Raw genomic sequence first — 19,995 nt, 5'->3', positions numbered from 1 at the left:
CGGCGGACCGCAGCCCAAGCCGAAGGGCCGGGCACCCAAGTGCCCGGCCCTTCCCAGTCCGCAGCCGGCTCGCTCAGAGCGCGCCGGTCACTTCTTGCGGCGGCGCCCGGCCTTGGCCTGCTTGCGCCGCTCCGCACGCGTGAGGCCGTCGGCCTCCGAACGCACGGGCTCGCCGTCCGTGGCGAACTCACCCTCGACGATGCCGCCCTCGCCGTCCACAGTCGGCGCCGAGAAGTGCAGGTCACGCCGCTGCGGCGCGTCCAGCCCCTTGGCCCGGATCTCCGGACGCGCGCCGGCCTGGGCCGGAACCGCGTCGTGCTTCTCCAGGTCGGCCACCGGCTTCGTGTCCTCGACCGGCACCTCCTCGACCTGCTGCTCGACCTGGACCTCCAGGTTGAACAGGTAGCCGACGGACTCCTCCTTGATGCCCTCCATCATCGCGGTGAACATGTCGAAGCCCTCGCGCTGGTACTCGACCAGCGGGTCCTTCTGCGCCATCGCGCGCAGGCCGATGCCCTCCTGGAGGTAGTCCATCTCGTAGAGGTGCTCGCGCCACTTGCGGTCCAGCACCGACAGCACCACCCGGCGCTCCAGCTCACGCATGATCTCGGAGCCGAGCTGCGCCTCGCGGGCCTCGTACTGCTCGCGGATGTCGTCCTTGATGGACTCGCTGATGAACTCCGCCGTCAGACCCGCGCGGTCCCCGGCCGCCTCCTCCAGCTCCTCGATGGTGATCTTCACCGGGTAGAGCTGCTTGAAGGCGCCCCACAGCCGGTCGAGGTCCCAGTCCTCCGGGAAGCCCTCGGCGGTCTCCGCCCCCACGTACGCGTCGATGGTGTCGTCCATGAAGTGCTGCACCTGCTCCTGAAGGTCCTCACCCTCCAGGACGCGGCGCCGCTCGCCGTAGATGACCTCGCGCTGCCGGTTGAGCACCTCGTCGTACTTCAGAACGTTCTTGCGCGTCTCGAAGTTCTGCTGCTCGACCTGCGACTGGGCGGACGCGATCGCGCGCGTGACCATCTTGTTCTCGATCGGCACGTCGTCCGGGACGTTCGCCATCGACATCACGCGCTCGACCATCTGCGCCTTGAACAGGCGCATCAGGTCGTCGCCCAGGGAGAGGTAGAAGCGGGACTCGCCCGGGTCGCCCTGCCGGCCGCTACGACCGCGCAGCTGGTTGTCGATACGACGCGACTCGTGCCGCTCGGTGCCGAGCACGTACAGGCCGCCGAGCTTCTCGACCTCGTCCTTCTCGGTCTTGACCGCCGCCTCGGCGCGCTGCAGCGCGTCCGGCAGGGCCGCGGCCCACTCCTCGATGTGCTCCTCGGGGTCGAGGCCGCGCTGGCGCAGCTCCGCCTCGGCGAGGTCCTCGGGGTTGCCGCCGAGCTTGATGTCCGTACCGCGGCCGGCCATGTTCGTCGCCACGGTCACCGCACCCTTGCGGCCGGCCTGGGCGACGATCGACGCCTCGCGCTCATGGTGCTTGGCGTTGAGCACCTCGTGCTGGACGCCGCGCTTGCTGAGCTGCTGCGAGAGGTACTCCGACTTCTCCACCGAGGTGGTGCCGACCAGGATCGGCTGGCCCTTCTCGTGCTTCTCGGAGATGTCGTCGACGACCGCCTCGAACTTGGCGACCTCGGTGCGGTAGATCAGGTCCGCCTGGTCCTTGCGGACCATCGGCCTGTTGGTCGGGATCGGGACCACGCCGAGCTTGTAGATCTGGTGGAACTCGGCGGCCTCGGTCATCGCCGTACCGGTCATGCCGGAGAGCTTGTTGTAGAGGCGGAAGAAGTTCTGCAGGGTGATCGTGGCGAGCGTCTGGTTCTCGTCCTTGATGTCCACCCCCTCCTTCGCCTCGATCGCCTGGTGCATGCCCTCGTTGTAGCGGCGGCCGGCGAGGATACGGCCGGTGTGCTCGTCGACGATCATGACTTCGCCGTCGATGACGACGTAGTCCTTGTCGCGCTTGAAGAGCTCCTTGGCCTTGATGGCGTTGTTCAGGTAGCCCACGAGCGGGGTGTTCACCGACTCGTAGAGGTTGTCGATGCCCAGCCAGTCCTCGACCTTGGAGACACCGGCCTCGTGGATGGCGACCGTGCGCTTCTTCTCGTCGACGTCGTAGTCGCCGGTCTCCTCGACGCCCTTGAGCGGGTTGCCCGCCTCGCCCTTCTTCAGGCGGGTGACCAGCTTGGCGAAGTCGCCGTACCACTTGGTGGCCTGGTCGGCCGGGCCGGAGATGATCAGCGGCGTACGGGCCTCGTCGACGAGGATGGAGTCGACCTCGTCGACGATCGCGAAGTTGTGGCCGCGCTGGACGAGCTCGTCCTGGGACCACGCCATGTTGTCGCGGAGGTAGTCGAAGCCGAACTCGTTGTTCGTGCCGTAGGTGATGTCGCAGCCGTACTGCTCGCGGCGCTGGGCCGGCGTCATGTTGGCGAGGATGCAGCCGACGGACAGGCCCAGGAACTTGTGGACGCGGCCCATCATCTCCGAGTCGCGCTCGGCCAGGTAGTCGTTGACCGTGACGATGTGGACGCCGTCGCCCGAGATCGCGTTCAGATAGGCGGGCAGGGTGCCGACCAGGGTCTTGCCCTCGCCGGTCTTCATCTCGGCGACATAGCCCAGGTGCAGGGCGGCGCCACCCATCAGCTGGACGTCGTAGTGCCGCTGGCCGAGGACGCGCCGTGCCGCCTCGCGCACCGTGGCGAACGCCTCGGGCAGCAGGTCGTCCAGGCTCTCGCCGTCCGCGTACCGCTGCTTGTACTCATCGGTGAGGGCACGCAGATCGGCGTCGGAGAGGGCGACGAAGTCCTCTTCGATGGAGTTGACCTGGCCCGCGATGCGGTGCAGCTTGCGCAGGATCTTGCCTTCGCCTGCACGCATGATCTTCGAGAGGACGGACACGGGGGTTGGTCTCCTTGCCGGTCGGGCCTGGGACGGTCGGTTTCCTGACGTACTGAGCAACGGCCATCGTATGCGAGGACACAGCCAAGCCGGGAGGGCCTGCCGCAAGGCCACCCGTCCGCTGCTTCACGGGGGCCTCAACGTGAACAACGTCCGGGGGTCGCGAATGGTGCCGTGTTCCGGCGGCGATTTGCGCGAATTGTGATCACTTCCTCATGCACCGAGAAATGCGATCAACTCCTCACACACCGGGAAAAGGGATGGCGCCTCCCGCGGCCCCCGAGCAGAATCGGGCGATGGAACCCGTGACGCTCACCACCGACCGTCTGCTCCTGCGCACGCTCGGCCCCCAGGACTCCGACGCGGTGTACGCGGCCGTGCAGGACCCCGACATACAGCGCTGGCTCTCCCAGCTTCCTTCGCCCTACCTGCCCGAGCACGCGCAGAGCTTCACCGGGGACATGGTCCCCCTGGGCTGGGCCAACGGTTCGATGTTCACCTTCGGCCTCTTCCTCCCCGGCTCCGGAGGAGACCTCGTGGGCACGCTCGGCATAACGATGCGTTCGCTCGGCGAGGCCGAGATCGGCTACTGGGCCACGAAGGAGCACCGCGGCAACGGCTATGTGACCGAGGCCTCCCTCACCGCCGCCCGCTGGGCCTTCACCCACCTCGCCGTCGACCGCCTGGAATGGCGTGCCGAGGTCGGGAACCACGCCTCCCGCGCGGTCGCCGAACGGGTCGGCTTCACCGTGGAGGGCACCCTGCGCTCGGGGCTCAACAACAAGGGCGTACGACGGGACTGCTGGGTGGGTTCCCTGCTGCCGTCGGACCTGAGCCTGCCCTCGGCGGCGCCCTACCTGCCCGCTCCCGCCTAGGAGCCGTCGGCGAAAGCGCAGCTCGGCCCGCGTTGTCGGTGCCGCCCCTTATCGTGCGATGCCATGACCTCGCTCCCGCGTCCCAGCACCGATCTCTCGGCGGACGAAGCCCGCCGCATCGCCCTGCGTGCCCAGGGTTTCCTCGGCGCACCCGACCGGCGGTCCGGTGTGCGCGGTGTCCTCCGGCACCTCGGCGCGGTCCAGCTCGACACCATCTCGGTGCTCGCCCGCTCCCACGAGCTCGTGCCCTACGCCCGCCTCGGCGCGGTCGGCCGCAGGACCGTCGAGCGGGCCTACTGGACGGCCGCGTCCACCGGCTCCTCGTCGGCGCGCCCGCACGCCTTCGAGTACTGGTCGCACGCCGCCTGCATCCTGCCCATCGAGGAGTGGCCCCACTTCGCCTTCCGCCGCCGCGCCTACCGCAACCGCCCGCACTGGAACCACGAACTGCCCGACGGGGCGTACGACCAGGTCGTCAAGCAGCTGCACGCCGAGGGCCCGCTGACGGCGACGGAGCTGGGCGGGGCCAAGAGGACCAGCGAGTGGTGGGACTGGTCGGGCGCCAAGGTCGCCGTCGAGCGCGCCCTGATGTACGGCGAGGTGGTCTGCGTGGAGCGCCGGGGCTGGAAGCGGGTGTACGACCTCGCCGAGCGCGCCGTCCCCGAGGAACTGCTGCACGACGAGCTGGACGACACCGAGTGCCTGCGCCGGCTGGTCCGCCTGGCCGGCCAGTCCCTGGGCGTGGGCACCCGCGCGGACATCGCGGACTACCACCGCCTCAAGGGCGAGCAGGTCGACGCGGTGATCGGGGACTCGGGGCTGGTCCCGGTCACGGTCGAGGGCTGGGGCAAGCCGGCCTGGACGGACCCGGAGGCGCTGGCCACACCCCTGCGCGGCCGCCACCGCACCACTCTGCTGTCGCCCTTCGACTCGCTGGTCTGGGAGCGGGCGCGCACCGAGCGGATCTTCGGCTTCACCCACCGCCTGGAGGCCTACGTCCCCAAGCCCAAGCGGGTCCACGGCTACTTCGCGATGCCCGTGCTCGCCGGCGGCCGCCTCGTCGGCCGCGTGGACCCCGCCCGGGAGGGCCGCACCCTCGTGGCCAAGCAGGTCACCCTGGACGGCGTCCGGTCCGTACCCGCCGTCGCCCAGGCGCTCGTCGAGGCGGCGGGCTGGGTGGACTGCACGGACGTACGCGTGGAACGGGTGGAACCGCCCAAGCTGCGCGAGCCCCTCGTGCTGGAACTCTCCCGCGCCGACGGCTGACCTTCCGGGCAGCCCCGCCGGGCCTTACCGGGCCCTACCGGATCTCGAGGATCTTCTCCCGCATCGCGTAGACCACGGCCTCCATCCTGGAGTGCAGCTGGAGCTTCTCCAGGATGTTGCGGACGTGGTTCTTCACCGTGTTCTCGGAGATGAACAGCTCCTTGGCGATGTCCTTGTTGTTCATCCCCGTGGCGACGAGCTTGAGGACCTCCAGCTCACGGTCGGTCAGCCGGGGGGCGGGGACGAGGCGGCGTTCATCGGTCCGCTGGATCATCGACTTGAACTCGGTAAGCAGCTTCGACGCCATGGAGGGGCTGATCTGCGACTGCCCGTCGGCCACGGCGCGAATGGCGGTGGACACCTCGTCCGTGGAGATCTCCTTGAGGAGGTAGCCGGTGGCGCCGGCCTTGATCGCCTCGTAGAGGTCGGCCTCCTCGTCGCTGATCGTCAGCATGATGATCTTGGCGCTGGGCGCGACCTCCTTGATGGACGTGCACGCCTCGATCCCGCCGCGCTTGGGCATGCGCACGTCCATCAGCACGATGTCGGGCAGCAGGTCGGCGGCCTTGTCGACGGCTTCGGCCCCGTCACCCGCCTCGCCGACCACCTGGATGTCCTCCTCGGCGGCGAGCACGATCTCCAGGCCGCGACGGAAGAGCGCGTGGTCGTCCACGACAAGGACTCTGATCGGCTCCTTGCGCGCAGTGCCCGCCTCCGGTGCCACGCCGACGACGCCACCGTCGGCGTCCGCGTCCCTCATCGGTCCGAAGCTGTCCGCCATCGTTGTTCCTCCCCCTGAGGCTGTGGCCCGGTCTGTGGTGCGGTGGCCAACCCAAGGCAACGGCCCATCGGTTGGGCCGTTGCCGCCATGATTCCATGCCCGGCCGACACTGCGGTGACCAAGCGGCGTGTGAAGGGGGCGCACACCGGTGCCCCTGGGGGCGCACACCGCGCTCCAGGGGCACCGTCGCAGCTGTTGTTGTCGCCGGGGTGGCTCAACCGCCCAGTGTGCCGCCCGCCTCGGGCGCCTGAGTGACCATCGTGTCCGTCCGGAGGTGGATCACTCCGTAGTCATAGGCATGCCGCCGGTAGACGACGCTGGGTTCCTTGGTCTCGGAGTCGACGAAGAGATAGAAGTCGTGCCCGACCAGCTCCATCTCGTAGAGGGCCTGGTCGAGGGTCATCGGGGAGGCGAGGTGGGTCTTCTCGCGGACGACGAGGGGCCCCTCCCCCTGCACCTCCAGCGAGCCGACCTTCTTGGTGGGCACCTGGCCCGCGTCCGCTTCCGTGACGGTCTGACCGCTGCCGTTCAGGGTCGCCGCACCGGGAACGTGGTCGGGGACCTCGGCGGCCGAGATCCGTCGTGCGCCACGCCGCGAGAAACGCTTGTCGTGCTGCTTGCGCAGCCGGGCACCGAGCTTCTCCGCCGCCAGGTCGAGCGCGGCGTACGGATCGCTGGCCGCTGCCTCCGCCCGGATCACCGGACCGCGGGAGCGGAGCGTGATCTCCACCCGGTCGCAGCGGTCGGCTTGTCGGGGGTTGGGCTCCTTGGACACCTCGACGTCGAGGCTGATCACCTTGCCATCGAGCTTCTGGATCTTCTCCAGGTTCAGCTTCTCGGCCACGTGCTTGCGGAACCGCTCGGGCACCTCGGTCTTGCGGCCCTTGACGACGATGTCCACGCAGAACTCCGTTCCCGGATCGCTCCGCTCCGACGGCGGAGCATCTCCCTTGTGCACCCGGTTCCGGTGAGCTCCGGAACCTCGGACTCGGTGACGTCCACCTCCTCCTGCCCCGCGGGCGAGATGTCCACCCGGCCGGTACGGGTGATAGCGAAAACCCGCAGCACGGCGTTCGGATATGACGGGGATGGCCTGCGCCTTTCCCTCACAACCCGAACATATCTCGCCCGGACGGATGACGTCACCCTCTACTGCGGCGTACCTCCGTTCAGGTGAATTGACCCGCTCATTACCTGCAACGATGCAAGTTCTCAGTCAGTTCCGGTCTATTCCGAAGGAATCCGGAGAGGCCGCGACGACCGCCGCGCAGACCACATCACCGGCGCCGTACAGCCTCACCATTTCCGGTGTGCCATACATCGAGTCCCCCTCCTTCTGCTCGTTCTGCCTTGATCTCGACTTCTGTTTCCTCATCCCTTCCCGGCCCCGCGCCGTGTACACGGCCGTCCTGACCGCCCGCGCCGCCTCCGCCAACGAGGCTCCCGTCGTCATGACGTCGTCGACCAGCACCACCGGACCGCTCAGCAGCAACCGCGCACCGCCCGCGGCCACCTCCAGCGCGCCCGCGAGGTTCTCGAGCCGCTGCCGGGAGGTCAGCCCCGACTGGTCCGCCACGACGCGCCGCTGGCGCAGCACCGCCAGGGCCCGGGCCGGAGTCCCGGACCGCCGCAGCCCACCGGCCGCCGCGAGCGCGATCCGCCGCGCGGGATCGTGCCCCCGGGCCCGCACCGCACGCCGCGCGGACGGCACGGGGACGAGCAGCACGGCCCCACCCGCCACCTCAGCCGCCCCGGCTCCCGCTCCCGTTCTCCCCGCTCCCGTCGCCGCCGCCCGCAGCCCGGCCCGTACCGCACCCGCCAGCGCCGTACCCAGCGGGCGCGCGAGAGCCAGTGCGCCCCGCTCCTTGTGGGCGAGCAGGGCCGCCCGCGCCGCGTCCGCGTACGCCGCCGCCGCGTACACCACCGGCAGTCCGGACGGCTCCGGCACCGGTCGCACCCGGCGTGGTGCGCCCCGGCTCAGAGCGGCACGGCACCGAGGACAGAGCACCGCGCGAGGCCTGCCACAGCCGCCGCACTCGGTCGGCAGCACCAGGTCGGTGAGGTCCTGCCACCACCCGTGCATGACTTCCACTGTGCCTACGGCGCACCGTCCCGGCCAGCCCTGTGGACAACCCCCTGTGGACAACTCCCCCCAACCGGCCCCGGGGCTTCCCCCACACGGGCGACCGACGGATGCCCCCGGCCCGGTCGGGAGGGAGGAAGACTCTCGGCCCGCTCGGGAGGGAGAAGAGCTCTCGACCCGCTCAGGAGGAAAGAGGCTCGGCCCGGTCGGGACGGAAGGCCGCTCAGCCCGGGTAGACCGGCGCCAACCCGTCCTTGGGCACCTTCTGCCACTGCGCCCCGGACGGCAGCCGGACGATCCCGTCCTCCGAGGAGTACGCCACCAGCGGCGACCGGTCGTCCTCGGCCGCGGCGAGCGACTGCACCCCCGTGAGCGCCGCCGGTGGCGGGCCCTCCGGCGTGGAGCCGTCGACCTGGACGTACCGCATCGTCTGCACGCCCCCTTTCTCCCGCCCGGCCACCACGAGGCGGCTGTCGCCGGCCCACGACATGGCGGTGACGTCCTCCAGCTCCGGAGCCGCCGAACGCAACTCGCGCACCGACACCACCGGCCGGTCCCCGGCCTTGTCGTCGCGTTCGATCCGCCCGACGAACAGGGATTTGCTGCCGTTCTCCGCCCGCACGACCAGGGCGATCCGCACCCCGTCGGCGGCCACCCGCACCGCGTGGACACGCCCCTTCAGCCCGGGGACTCGCACGTCGAGCGGCTGGCCCCCGCCCTGCTCCAACACCACCAGCCGCGGTCGGGCGGGATCGCGGTCGGCCACCCACAGGTCACCTCGCGCGTCCCAGCTCGGTACCGTCAGCCGGTCGCCCTCGGCCTTGCCCTGGCTCTGCAGGACCGGCGCGTCGAGGGCGCCGCCCGCCACGAGGGAGCCCACGAACAGCGACTTGCCGTCGTCGCCGACCCCGGCCGCGGTGCGCTCGTCCCACGACACCGCCGCCGCCTGGAGCTTCTGGACGCCCTCACCCAGCGCCCCCGGCACGGGTTCGGCGCTCGTGGCGGTGCCGCCGCCGGCGATCCGCACCAGCCGTTGCTTGTCAACGACGTAGTACAGGTAGTCGGGCCGCTTCACCGACCCGCGCGTGGCGACGGCCTCGGCCTGTTCCTCATCGAGCGAGCACAGTGTGCCGCCGTCGGCGCGCTGGAGCGTGACGCTGTCCACGGTGGGTGTCAGGTTCTGCAGCGTGAACAGCAGCTGGGTCGCCATCTCCCGGCACTTCTCGCGCCCGACCCCGGAGGCCTTCTCGTTCAGCGGCACCGTCAGCCGGTTCTGGTCGTCGGGCGCCAGCGAGGTGACCCCGCGGCGCAGCTCCGTCCCGGCCGGGAAGCTCGAACTGACCGCCGGCTCGAGCCAGTGCGTGGGCCCGCTCAGCACGGAGCGCACCACCTGCGTCATCGCGTCCACGCGCCGGCGCACGAAGACGGGGTCGGAGACGGCGGTCGCCGATGTGGCCGAATCCGCCCAGGTGTTGGAGGCGAAGTAGTACTTGTTGACGGACATGTAGTTGCGCTGGAAGTCCGACTGCCCCATGACGACGCCCTGCGGCAGCACGTCGATGCGCCACTGCCCACTCTTCTTGTCCCGCGTCAGATGAACCGGCTGACTGTAATCGCCGCCCATCGGCGTGTACGACTGCTGCACGTCCACCCGGGCCACCTTCGTACCGGTCAGCATGAACGCGTAGTCGTCGCTGTTGTCGTGGCTGGTGTCGTGTCCCGTGGTGCGATCGACCTGGATGTCCGGGCCGCCCGCGAGCACGGTCGTGGACTGCTCCGGCCGCCAGTGCCCCGACGCCGTCCCCGTCAGATACTGACGCGCCGTCGCATACTGCGGATCGTCGCTGGTCAGGGCCTCCAGAAAGCCCTGCACGATCTCCGCCGGCGGGGCATCCTCCCGGGGCGGCATGGCGAACACCCGCAACTGGCTGTCCTGGCGCGGGGTGGACTCCACGTCCCGCAGATCCCCGCTGTCCGGCATCGAGGCGCACCCCGCCAGCAGTACGACCCCGCAAGCGGCGTACGCCACCGCGCGCACCGGCCGCCGCACGCCCCCCACGCGGTCAGCGCCCACGAAATGCCTCCCCTTGCTGTGTCACGTTGTCCCGCGGCCCGGCTTCCTCGGCAGCAGCGGAGTCCGCAGGCCCCTCCCCTGCGGCGTCCACGGCGGACGTCGCCTCCTGACGTCGCCCGCCCGCGGCCGGCCGGGGCACCACACGCGCGCCGTTGCCGGGCAGCGCCGTCGGATCGGCCGTCGGGGCCGCCCCCGCCGACCGGGACGCGATCGGGTCCCGTGAGGACGCCATCCGCTCACCCGTCGCCTGGACCGGCACGGTGGCACGCTTCCCGCTCGGCAGACCGGCGTCGTCGAGCCCGCGGTTGCGGCGCGAGTCCTTCGGCTCCAGTGGGACGGGCGAGCCCCGCAGCGGCTCGTCCGCGGTCCTCGGCAGCGTCAGGCGGAACTGCGAGCCGCCGCCCGGCTCGCCCCACGCCTGAAGCCAGCCACCGTGCAGACGGGCGTCCTCCAAGGCGATCGACAGCCCCAGACCGGTGCCGCCCGTGGTGCGGGCACGCGCCGGATCCGCCCGCCAGAAGCGGCTGAACACACGAGTCGCCTCACCCGGCTTGAGCCCCACGCCGTAGTCGCGCACCGCGACCGCGACCGCGCCGCCCGCCGCGGCGAGTCTGACGACGACGTCCCTGCCGTCGCCGTGCTCAACAGCGTTGACGACCAGATTGCGCAGGATGCGCTCCACACGCCGGGTGTCGGCCTCCGCGACGACCGGCTGCTGGTCGCCGACGACCCGTATCCGCGTCCCTTTGCGTTCGGCGAGCGGCTCGGCGCCGCTGACGACCCGGTGCACGACCTCCCTGAGGTCGATCGGCTCGGCCTCCAGCGCCGCCGCGCCCGCGTCGAAACGACTGATCTCCAGCAGGTCCGCGAGCAGCGACTCGAACCGGTCGAGCTGGTCGGCGAGCAGTTCCGCGGAGCGGGCGGTGACCGGGTCGAAGTCCTCGCGCGCCTCATGGATGACGTCGGCGGCCATCCGCACGGTCGTCAACGGCGTGCGCAGCTCGTGCGAGACGTCGGAGACGAACCGGCGCTGCATCCGCGACAGCTCCTCCAACTGCTGGATCTTCAGCTGAAGGTTCTGCGCCATCTTGTTGAAGGCCTCGCCGAGCCGCGCGATGTCGTCCTCACCGGTGACCTTCATCCGCTCCTGGAGCCGCCCGGCCGACAGCCGCTCGGCGATCCCCGCCGCCATCCGCACGGGCGTGACGACCTGCCGCACCACCAGCCAGGCGATGGCTCCGAGGAGTACGACGACGAAGAGACCGGCCGTCGCCAGCGTGCCCTTGACCAGGCTCAGCGACTTCTCCTCCTGGGTGAGCGGGAAGAGGTAGTACAGCTGGTACGGATCGCCGTTGGGGTCATTGACCTGCTTACCGATGACCAGCGCGGGCTGGGAGCCCTTGTCGCCGCCCTGGTAGACGATGCGGGCGTAACTCTGGGCGGCCACCATGCCGTTGTTGACGCGGGCGCGCAGCTCCTCCGGAACGCTCGCCGTCCAATCCACGCCGCCGGAGGCGCGCGGACCGCGCCCGCCACCGCTGTCGTCGCCGGCGGGCAGCGTGACCACGTCGAAGGCGCCCTGACCGCCGCTGGACAACGACGACACCAGGTCGCTCATCCACTGGATGACGTTCTGCGAGGAGTGGCCGTCCACGGCGGAGACGTTGTCGCCGAGGCCGGTCGCCTTCTCGTCGGCCCGCTGCTTGGCCGCCGCGAAACCACCGGTGGCCTGGCTCTGCGAGGCCTTCACCTTGGCGTCGAGCAGTCCGTTGCGCACCTGGCCGATGACGACGAAACCCAGCAGCATTACGACGCCCAGCGACATCAGCAGGGTGGTGGCGACGACCCTGAGCTGGATGTTGCGCCGCCACAGCCGCATCACGGGCAGCAACGGCCGGCGCACCCAGCGCAGAAAGAGACGCAGGACCGGGCTGCCCTGGACACCACCGTGCAGCAGCCCGCCCTCCAGGAGGCGTCCCCAGCGGGAGCCGACGGTCGTCCGGCCGACAGGCCGCCCCGCGCCGGCCCCGGAACCCCCGGGCGCCGAAGCGGCGCTGTCCCCCGACACGTCAGCTCGGTCCGGCCTTGTAACCGACACCGCGGACGGTCACCACGATCTCCGGCTTCTCCGGGTCCTTCTCGACCTTGGAGCGCAGCCGCTGGACGTGCACGTTCACCAGGCGGGTGTCGGCCGCGTGCCGGTAGCCCCAGACCTGCTCCAGGAGCACCTCGCGGGTGAACACCTGCCACGGCTTGCGGGCCAGCGCGACCAGCAGGTCGAACTCCAGCGGCGTCAGCGCGATCGACTGCCCGTCCCGCTTCACGGAGTGCCCCGCGACATCGATGACGAGGTCGCCGATGGCGAGCTGCTCCGGTGCGGGCTCCTCCGACCTGCGCAGCCGCGCCCGGATACGGGCCACGAGCTCCTTCGGCTTGAACGGCTTCACGATGTAGTCGTCGGCGCCGGACTCCAGGCCCACGACGACGTCCACGGTGTCGCTCTTGGCCGTCAGCATCACGATCGGCACGCCGGACTCCGCCCTGATCAGGCGGCACACCTCGATGCCGTCACGGCCGGGCAGCATCAGGTCGAGCAGGACCAGATCGGGTTTCGTCTCACGAAAAGCGGCCAGCGCCTTGTCGCCGTCGGCCACGAAAGACGGCTCGAAACCTTCACCACGCAGCACGATCCCGAGCATCTCGGCCAGTGCGGTGTCGTCGTCGACGACAAGGACTCGTCCCTTCATAACCGACATCATCCCATTCTCGTAACGGTGGCGAAGATCCAGGTGAGACAGCTCACTGGCCTGTGACGATAGTCGTACGGAGCCGTCACTGTCTGCCTGCGGCCCGAGAACGGGGGTGCCGGTGCTCAGTCTGTCGTGGTCCCCCTCGACCTGGCGCACAATTCGGCCAGTCCCTTGGCGGTCACCGGCGAGACGGCTCCCTCCTCGGTGACGATCGCCGTCACCAGCTCCGGCGGGGTCACGTCGAACGCCGGGTTGTACGCCTGCGTGCCCAGCGGCGCGACCGGGAGACCGCCGCCGGCTCCCGTGACCGGGACCTGGGGCGCGATGAACTCGGTCACCTCGTAGCCCGGTCGCTGCTCGACCTCGATCGCCGCGCCGTCCGGGGTCGCCGGGTCCACTGTCGTCACCGGCGCCACCACGATGAACGGCACGTGGTGGTAGCGCGCGAGCACCGCGAGCGGATAGCTGCCCACCTTGTTCGCCACCGAGCCGTCGGCGGCGATACGGTCCGCGCCGACCAGCACGGCGTCCACCTCACCGGCCGCGAACAGGGAGCCCGCCGCGTTGTCGGTGAGCAGGGTGTACGACATGTCGTTGCGGGCCGCCTCGTACGCCGTCAGACGGGCGCCCTGGAGCAACGGCCGGGTCTCGTCCACCCACAGCCGCCGCAGCCGTCCGGCTCGATGCGCCGCGAGCGCCACCGCGAAAGCCGTGCCCTCCCCACCCGAGATCAGCGACCCGGTGTTGCAGTGAGTGAGGACGCGGTGCCCGCCGCCGGGCAGCAGCTCGTCCAGCAGCGCCAGCCCGTGCTCGGCCATCCGCGCGCTGGCCCGGGCGTCCTCCTGGTGCAGCTGCCGCGCCGCGGCCAGCGCCGCCGAGGCGGCCTGCCCGGGGTCGCCGGTCCTGGCGAGCGCCGCCTGATGGGCGGACCGCGCCCGGCGCACACCGACGGAGAGGTTCACGGCCGTGGGCCGGGCGGCCGCCAGCGCGGTCGCGGCCTCGTCCACGTCGAAGCCGCGCGCGGCGGCGAGCGCGACGCCGTATGCCCCGGCGATGCCGAGCACCGGCGCCCCGCGCACGGCCAGCGACCGGATCGCCTCCACCAGCGCGGGCGCGTCCGTGCACACCAACTCGACCTCCTCGGCGGGAAGCCTGGTCTGGTCGAGGAGGACCAGCACCGGGCCCTCGGGCGGCTCTTCCCAGCGGATCGCCGAGGTACCGACCGCCCGGTCGTCCTCGCGGGTCTGCGCGTACTGATCAGCCATGCCGTCAGTGTGCCCCCTATCCGGCGGACATTTGAAGGTACGCAGCCGCCACCACCGCCGGTCGCCCGAAGACCACCCCATGGCACGATGGCTGCCAACCTGCCGCCGCGACGGCGGACGGGCACCGTGAAGGAGCGACGATGACTGACACTCCGGGCTGGGCCTCGCCCGGATCCGCCCCGTCCGACGGACAGGAGACCGGCGCGTCCGGACCTGCCGACGCCGCCGGCCGCCCCGACGCCGCACCACCCGCGGACCAGTCGGGCGAGCAGCCGCAGGGCCCCGGCGTGAAGTGGTCCAAGGAGCAGCCGCCGCCGGGCCAGTGGTCCGCGCCCACGGGAGCCCCGGCCCCCGGTCAGGCACCACCGCCACCCGCCGGCCCCTCCTGGGGCGGACAGCCCCCGGCCGGCTACGGCCCCGGCGGGCAAGGCCCTGGTGGTTACGGCGGCCCAGGTGGTTACGGCGCTCCCGGTTACGGCGGTCCGGCCGGCTACGGCGCCTGGGGCGGCGGCGGCTGGGGCGGCGGCGGCTGGGGCGGCCCGCCCCCCGCGGCCAAGCCCGGCGTGATCCCGCTGCGCCCGCTGGGCGTGGGCGAGATCCTCGACGGCACGGTGTCCACCATGCGCGCCCACTGGCGCACCGTCCTGGGCATCACCCTGGTCGTCGCGGTCTTCTCCCAGATCATCGTCGTCCTGCTGCAGCGCCTGGTCCTCGACAGCACGAGCAACCAGGTCCTCAGCGACCCGAACGCCACCCCCGGCGAAGTCGGCCGCGCCATGGGCGACGCCATGCTCGGCTCCGGCGCCGTCCTCATCGTCTCCTTGGTCGCCACCGTCATGGCCACCGCACTGCTCACCACGGTCACCAGCCGCGCGGTCCTCGGCAAGCCGGTCACCACCGCGGAGGCCTGGCGGGACGCCCGCCCCCAGGTGCTCAAGCTGTTCGGGCTGGTCATCCTGCTGCTCATCATCTGCCTCGGCGTCATCGCCGTCGGCGCGCTGCCCGGCATCCTCGTCGCCACCACGTCCTCGACCCTGGGGGGCATAGCACTGGCCTTCCTGGGCGGCCTGGTCGCCTGCGTACCCGCCCTGTGGCTGGCGGTCCGCTTCTCGCTCGCCTCGCCCGCCCTGATGCTGGAGAAGCAGGGCATCGCCAAGTCGATGAGCCGCTCCGCCAAGCTGATCCGCGGCTCCTGGTGGCGCGTCTTCGGCATCCAGCTGCTGGGGGGACTCATCGCGGGCCTCGTCTCCGCGGTCATCGCCGTCCCCTTCTTCGCCCTCGCCCTGGTCTTCGGCGGGGGAGGCATGTCCGCCTTCCTCAGCGGCACCCCGAACGTCGGCTGGGCCTACCTGATCATCACCGGGATCGGGGCCGTGCTCGGCTCCACGATCACCTTCCCGATCACGGCCGGTGTCACCGTGCTGCTCTACATCGACCAGCGCATCCGCCGCGAGGCTCTCGATCTCGACCTGGCCCGTGCCGCGGGCGTCCAGGGCTACGGATCCGACGCACCAGCCTCCGGGAGCTGATGCCGTGAGTCTGGCGGGGGGAGTTCTCGCAGCACTGCCGGCGTTCCCACGCGCCGCGGACAAAGCCATGCGGATCGCGCTGCACACCCACGGCACGGCCCTGGCACAGTCGCGCTCCGCAACCGAGCCACCGGTGACCGTCCCGCGTGACCCGGCACGCGAGGAGGCCCGGCGCGAACTGTCCAAGCCGATGTACCACGAGCACGACCCAGGCCTGCTGCAACGCGCCCTGAACGCCTTCTGGAACTGGGTCGGCAAACTGTTCGACTCCGCCTCGGTCGCCACCCCTGGCGGGAGCGTCGGACTGATCGTCGTCATCGTGGCCGTCCTCGCCGTGCTCGGTGCCCTGTGGTGGCGCCTCGGCACACCGCGCCGCGAACCCACTTCCTCCGCAGCCCTGTTCGACGACCGCCCCCGCAGCGCCGCCGAACACCGCGCCGCCGCCGAGGCGCACGCCGTCCAGGGCCACTGGAACCAGGCCGTCCAGGAACGCATGCGCGCCATCGTCCGCTCCCTGGAGGAGCGAGCCCTGCTCGACGTCCGCCCCGGCCGCACCGCCGACGAGGCCGCCGCCGAGGCGGGCCGCGCCCTTCCCGCGCACACCGACCGGCTGCGCGCCGCCTCCCGGGACTTCGACGACGTCACATACGGCGGCCGCCAGGCGACCAAAGCGGCGTACCACCGCATCGCCGAACTCGACTCCGACCTCGAACGCGCCAGGCCCCAACTCGCCGGCACCGGCCACGGCACGGCGCCCAGCGGCCACCAGGGAGCCGCCGGATGACCACCGAGGCCACGCTCCCCTCCACCTCGGTCTCGCGCACCGGCCGCCAGGTGTGGACCCGCACGCGCGGGATCCTGCTCGCCCTCGTCCTCCTCCTCGCCGCCGCCGTCGCGATCGCCGCGGTCCAGTCGGGCGCCCAGCACGGCCGCCTGGACCCGCGCTCCGCCGACCCCTACGGCAGCCGCGCCGTCGCCGCGCTCCTCGCCGACCACGACGTGTCCACACGCGTGGTCGCCACCCTCGACCAGGCACGCGCCGCCGCCGGACCCGACACCACCCTGCTGGTCGCCGTCCCCGACCTGCTGACGGACGGACAGCAGTCCCGGCTGCGCCACGCGACCGACGCCACCGGCGGACGGACCGTCCTCGTCGCCCCCGACTTTCCCTCCGTCAGCGGCCTGGCCCCGGGCGTCACCGCGGCTCACACACCCAGTTTCGACACCGCCCTCTCCCCCGGCTGCGCCCTGCCCGCCGCCCGCCGCGCCGGTATCGCGGACACCGGCGGCGGCATCCGCTACTCCACCACCGCCAAGAACGCGGACGCCTGCTACCCCAGCGACGGCCTGCCCACCCTGCTGCGCATCCCGCACACCACCAAGGGCGGAGACACCGTCGTCCTCGGCACCCCCGACATCCTCTACAACAACCGTCTCGCCAAGCAGGGCAACGCCTCGCTCGCCCTGCAACTCCTCGGCTCCCGCCCCCATCTGGTCTGGTACCTCCCCTCGCTCTCCGACGCGTCGGCCCCCGACACCGGCGACCGCGGCTTCTTCGATCTGCTCCCCTCGGGCTGGCTCTGGGGCACCCTGCAACTCTTCATCGCCGCGGCCCTGGCCGCCCTGTGGCGGGCACGCCGGCTCGGTCCCCTCGTGCCCGAAAAACTCCCCGTGGCGATCCGCGCCTCCGAAACCGTCGAAGGCCGCGCCCGCCTCTACCGCAAGGCGAACGCCCGCGACCGCGCCGCCACCGCTCTTCGCTCCACCACACGCACCCGCCTGGCCCCCCTCGTCGGCGTCCCCGTCACCCAGGCGCACACGCCCGAGGCCCTGCTCCCCGCCCTGTCCGCCCGCCTCCACGGCGAGGGACAGCCCCTGCACGACCTGCTCTTCGGCCCGCCGCCCGGCGACGACGCGGCCCTCGTCACCCTCGCCGACCGACTCGACGCCCTCGAAAGAGAGGTACGCCGTCCATGATGGACCCGACCACTGACAACGCCGGGCGCACCGGGGACACGGGCCACGCCCGGTCCTCCCTGGAAGCCCTGCGCGCCGAGATCGCCAAGGCCGTGGTCGGCCAGGATCCCGCCGTGACCGGTCTCGTCGTCGCCCTCCTCTGCCGTGGACACGTCCTCCTCGAAGGAGTCCCCGGAGTGGCGAAGACCCTGCTCGTCCGCACGCTCGCCGCCGCGCTCGACATCGACACCAAGCGCGTCCAGTTCACCCCCGACCTGATGCCGAGCGACGTGACCGGCTCGCTGGTCTACGACGCCCGCACCGCCGAGTTCTCCTTCCAGCCCGGCCCGGTCTTCACCAACCTCCTCCTCGCCGACGAGATCAACCGCACCCCGCCCAAGACCCAGTCGTCGCTGCTGGAGGCCATGGAGGAGCGCCAGGTCACCGTCGACGGCACCCCGCGCCCGCTCCCCGATCCCTTCCTGGTCGTCGCGACCCAGAACCCGGTCGAGTACGAGGGCACCTACCCCCTCCCCGAGGCCCAACTGGACCGCTTCCTCCTCAAGCTGACCATCCCGCTGCCCTCCCGCCAGGACGAGATAGACGTCTTGACCCGCCACGCCGACGGCTTCAACCCGCGCGACCTGCGCGCCGCCGGCGTACGCCCAGTGGCCGGCCGCGCCGACCTGGACGCGGCCCGCGCCGCGATCGCCAGGACGACCGTCTCCCCCGAGATCACGGCCTACGTCGTCGACATCTGCCGGGCGACCCGGGAATCACCGTCCCTGGCCCTCGGCGTCTCCCCGCGCGGAGCGACGGCGCTGCTGTCGACGTCCCGTGCGTGGGCCTGGCTGACCGGCCGCGACTACGTCATCCCCGACGACGTCAAGGCTCTGGCCCTGTCCACACTCCGCCACCGACTACAACTGCGCCCGGAGGCCGAGATGGAAGGCGTGACCGCCGACTCGGTGATCAACGCGATCCTCGCTCACGTGCCGGTCCCCCGCTGATGCCCCTCACCGGACGCGCCGCGCTCCTCGCGGCCCTCGGCTCCCTCCCCGTCGGCATCTGGGACCCGGGCTGGTCGGGCATCCTCGCCGTGAACGCGCCCCTGGCCGTGGCCTGCGCCTGCGACTACGCCCTGGCGGCGCCGGTGCGACGCCTCGGCCTAACCCGCTCCGGGGACACCTCCGTGCGCCTGGGAGAGAGCGCCGACATCACCCTCACGGTCACCAACCCCTCACGCCGCCTGCTGCGCGCCCGCCTCCGTGACGCCTGGCCCCCCAGCAGCTGGCAGTCGGGCACCGAGATGACGGCCTCCCGGCATCGCCTGAGCGTGCCGCCCGGCGAACGGCGCCGTGTCACCACACGCCTGCGCCCCACCCGTCGCGGCGACCGCCAGGCCGACCGCGTGACCATCCGCTCTTACGGCCCCCTCGGGCTCTTCGCCCGCCAGGGCACCCACAAGGTCCCCTGGACGGTACGCGTGCTGCCGCCGTTCACCAGCCGCAAGCACCTGCCCTCGAAACTCGCCCGGCTGCGGGAACTCGACGGCCGCACCAGTGTGCTCATCCGCGGAGAGGGAACGGAGTTCGACAGCCTGCGCGAGTACGTCCCCGGTGACGACACCCGCTCCATCGACTGGCGCGCCACCGCCCGCCAGTCCTCGGTCGCCGTCCGTACTTGGCGCCCCGAACGCGACCGGCACATCCTGCTCGTCCTGGACACCGGCCGCACCTCCGCGGGCCGTGTGGGCGACGCCCCGCGCCTGGACGCCTCCATGGACGCCGCCCTGCTCCTCGCGGCCCTAGCCTCCCGCGCCGGCGACCGCGTGGACCTCCTGGCCTACGATCGCCGGCTTCGCGCCCTCGTCCAGGGCCGCTCCGCAGGCGATGTCCTGCCGTCCCTGGTCGACGCCATGGCGACACTGGAACCCGAACTCATCGAGACGGACGCCCGGGGCCTTACGGCCACAGCCCTGCGTACGGCACCGCGCCGGTCGCTGATCGTCCTGCTGACCAGCCTGGACGCGGCGCCCGTCGAGGAGGGCCTGCTGCCCGTGCTCCCTCAACTCACCCAGCGCCACACGGTCCTGGTGGCCTCGGTGGCGGATCCGCTGGTGACACAGATGGCCGCGTCCCGGGGAAGCGTGGACGCGGTCTACGAAGCCGCCGCCGCGGCCCAGGCGCAGACCGAGCGCCACCGCACCGCGGAGCAACTCCGCCGCCACGGAGTCACCGTCGTCGACGCCACACCGGACGATCTGGCGCCGGCGCTGGCAGACGCCTATCTGGCGCTGAAGACAGCGGGAAGACTTTGAAAGAGAGAGCAAAAGAGCAGGGGACGGGGGCGTAAGCCCCTGGTACGGTGCGTAAACGCAGAAAACCCCCGTGCCGAATGACACGGGGGTTTTCCTCAAAATTTGTTCGGCGGCGTCCTACTCTCCCACAGGGTCCCCCCTGCAGTACCATCGGCGCTGTAAGGCTTAGCTTCCGGGTTCGGAATGTAACCG

General features: G+C 71.4%; 15 protein-coding genes and 1 rRNA gene. 7 read left to right on the top strand and 9 right to left on the bottom strand.

Annotated features, from left to right (window positions below):
* Positions 1-87: 87 nt before the first annotated feature.
* Complete coding sequence (gene secA, locus ACFY3J_RS27310) at positions 88-2,904, bottom strand: preprotein translocase subunit SecA (protein ID WP_384179595.1); 2,817 nt, start codon at positions 2,902-2,904, stop codon at positions 88-90.
* A 296-nt stretch (positions 2,905-3,200) separates the two neighbouring features.
* On the opposite strand from secA, the gene ACFY3J_RS27305 reads away from it, so the two are divergent.
* Entirely contained in the window at positions 3,201-3,779 is a 579-nt protein-coding gene (locus tag ACFY3J_RS27305) for a GNAT family N-acetyltransferase (protein ID WP_384179597.1), read from the top strand.
* 63 nt (positions 3,780-3,842) lie between these two features.
* A complete protein-coding gene (locus ACFY3J_RS27300) occupies positions 3,843-5,045 on the top strand; it encodes a winged helix-turn-helix domain-containing protein (RefSeq protein WP_390841927.1) in 1,203 nt (400 codons plus the stop codon).
* Between the two features lie 34 nt (positions 5,046-5,079).
* On the opposite strand, the gene ACFY3J_RS27295 is transcribed toward ACFY3J_RS27300, so the two are convergent.
* From ACFY3J_RS27295 to mtnA, 7 genes are all read right to left on the bottom strand, one after another.
* Positions 5,080-5,826: a response regulator gene (locus tag ACFY3J_RS27295; RefSeq protein WP_384179602.1), complete on the bottom strand. Its 747-nt coding sequence runs from the start codon at positions 5,824-5,826 to the stop codon at positions 5,080-5,082.
* A 214-nt stretch (positions 5,827-6,040) separates the two neighbouring features.
* On the bottom strand, positions 6,041-6,727 hold the full coding sequence (gene hpf, locus ACFY3J_RS27290; protein WP_384179604.1) for a ribosome hibernation-promoting factor, HPF/YfiA family: 687 nt from the start codon (positions 6,725-6,727) through the stop codon (positions 6,041-6,043).
* Positions 6,728-7,042: 315 nt separating this feature from the next.
* On the bottom strand, positions 7,043-7,909 hold the full coding sequence (locus tag ACFY3J_RS27285; protein ID WP_384179606.1) for a ComF family protein: 867 nt from the start codon (positions 7,907-7,909) through the stop codon (positions 7,043-7,045).
* 223 nt (positions 7,910-8,132) lie between these two features.
* The gene (locus ACFY3J_RS27280; protein WP_384179608.1) at positions 8,133-9,983 is read right to left on the bottom strand and encodes an LpqB family beta-propeller domain-containing protein; all 1,851 of its coding nucleotides are present in this window, start codon (positions 9,981-9,983) and stop codon (positions 8,133-8,135) included.
* Complete coding sequence (gene mtrB / locus ACFY3J_RS27275) at positions 9,973-12,051, bottom strand: MtrAB system histidine kinase MtrB (protein ID WP_384179611.1); 2,079 nt, start codon at positions 12,049-12,051, stop codon at positions 9,973-9,975. Before mtrB ends, ACFY3J_RS27280 begins: the two co-directional genes overlap by 11 nt.
* A 1-nt stretch (position 12,052) precedes the next feature.
* On the bottom strand, positions 12,053-12,742 hold the full coding sequence (mtrA, locus tag ACFY3J_RS27270; RefSeq protein ID WP_281156101.1) for a two-component system response regulator MtrA: 690 nt from the start codon (positions 12,740-12,742) through the stop codon (positions 12,053-12,055).
* Positions 12,743-12,855: 113 nt separating this feature from the next.
* The gene (gene mtnA, locus ACFY3J_RS27265) at positions 12,856-13,998 is read right to left on the bottom strand and encodes an S-methyl-5-thioribose-1-phosphate isomerase (protein ID WP_390841926.1); all 1,143 of its coding nucleotides are present in this window, start codon (positions 13,996-13,998) and stop codon (positions 12,856-12,858) included.
* Between the two features lie 140 nt (positions 13,999-14,138).
* On the opposite strand from mtnA, the gene ACFY3J_RS27260 reads away from it, so the two are divergent.
* Genes ACFY3J_RS27260 through ACFY3J_RS27240 form a run of 5 tightly spaced genes read left to right on the top strand, consistent with a single transcriptional unit; the run spans position 14,139 to position 19,803 of the window.
* A complete protein-coding gene (locus ACFY3J_RS27260) occupies positions 14,139-15,527 on the top strand; it encodes a hypothetical protein (RefSeq protein WP_390841925.1) in 1,389 nt (462 codons plus the stop codon).
* A 4-nt stretch (positions 15,528-15,531) separates the two neighbouring features.
* Positions 15,532-16,311, top strand: coding sequence for a DUF4129 domain-containing protein (locus ACFY3J_RS27255; protein ID WP_384179617.1), 780 nt, complete (start codon positions 15,532-15,534; stop codon positions 16,309-16,311).
* Complete coding sequence (locus ACFY3J_RS27250; RefSeq protein WP_384179619.1) at positions 16,308-17,504, top strand: DUF4350 domain-containing protein; 1,197 nt, start codon at positions 16,308-16,310, stop codon at positions 17,502-17,504. The genes ACFY3J_RS27255 and ACFY3J_RS27250 overlap by 4 nt, the downstream gene beginning before the upstream one ends.
* Positions 17,504-18,493: an AAA family ATPase gene (locus tag ACFY3J_RS27245; protein WP_390841972.1), complete on the top strand. Its 990-nt coding sequence runs from the start codon at positions 17,504-17,506 to the stop codon at positions 18,491-18,493. The genes ACFY3J_RS27250 and ACFY3J_RS27245 overlap by 1 nt, the downstream gene beginning before the upstream one ends.
* On the top strand, positions 18,493-19,803 hold the full coding sequence (locus ACFY3J_RS27240; RefSeq protein WP_390841924.1) for a DUF58 domain-containing protein: 1,311 nt from the start codon (positions 18,493-18,495) through the stop codon (positions 19,801-19,803). Before ACFY3J_RS27245 ends, ACFY3J_RS27240 begins: the two co-directional genes overlap by 1 nt.
* Before the next feature lie 104 nt (positions 19,804-19,907).
* Here the strand turns inward: ACFY3J_RS27240 and rrf are convergent.
* Positions 19,908-19,995 (bottom strand): 5S ribosomal RNA (gene rrf / locus ACFY3J_RS27235); the annotation flags it as partial.

It is taken from the genome of Streptomyces sp. NPDC001231 (assembly GCF_042896885.1).
Taxonomy (GTDB): Bacteria; Actinomycetota; Actinomycetes; order Streptomycetales; family Streptomycetaceae; genus Streptomyces.
Note: the sequence above shows the minus strand (reverse complement) of the source record. Positions and strands in the feature narration are given on the sequence as shown.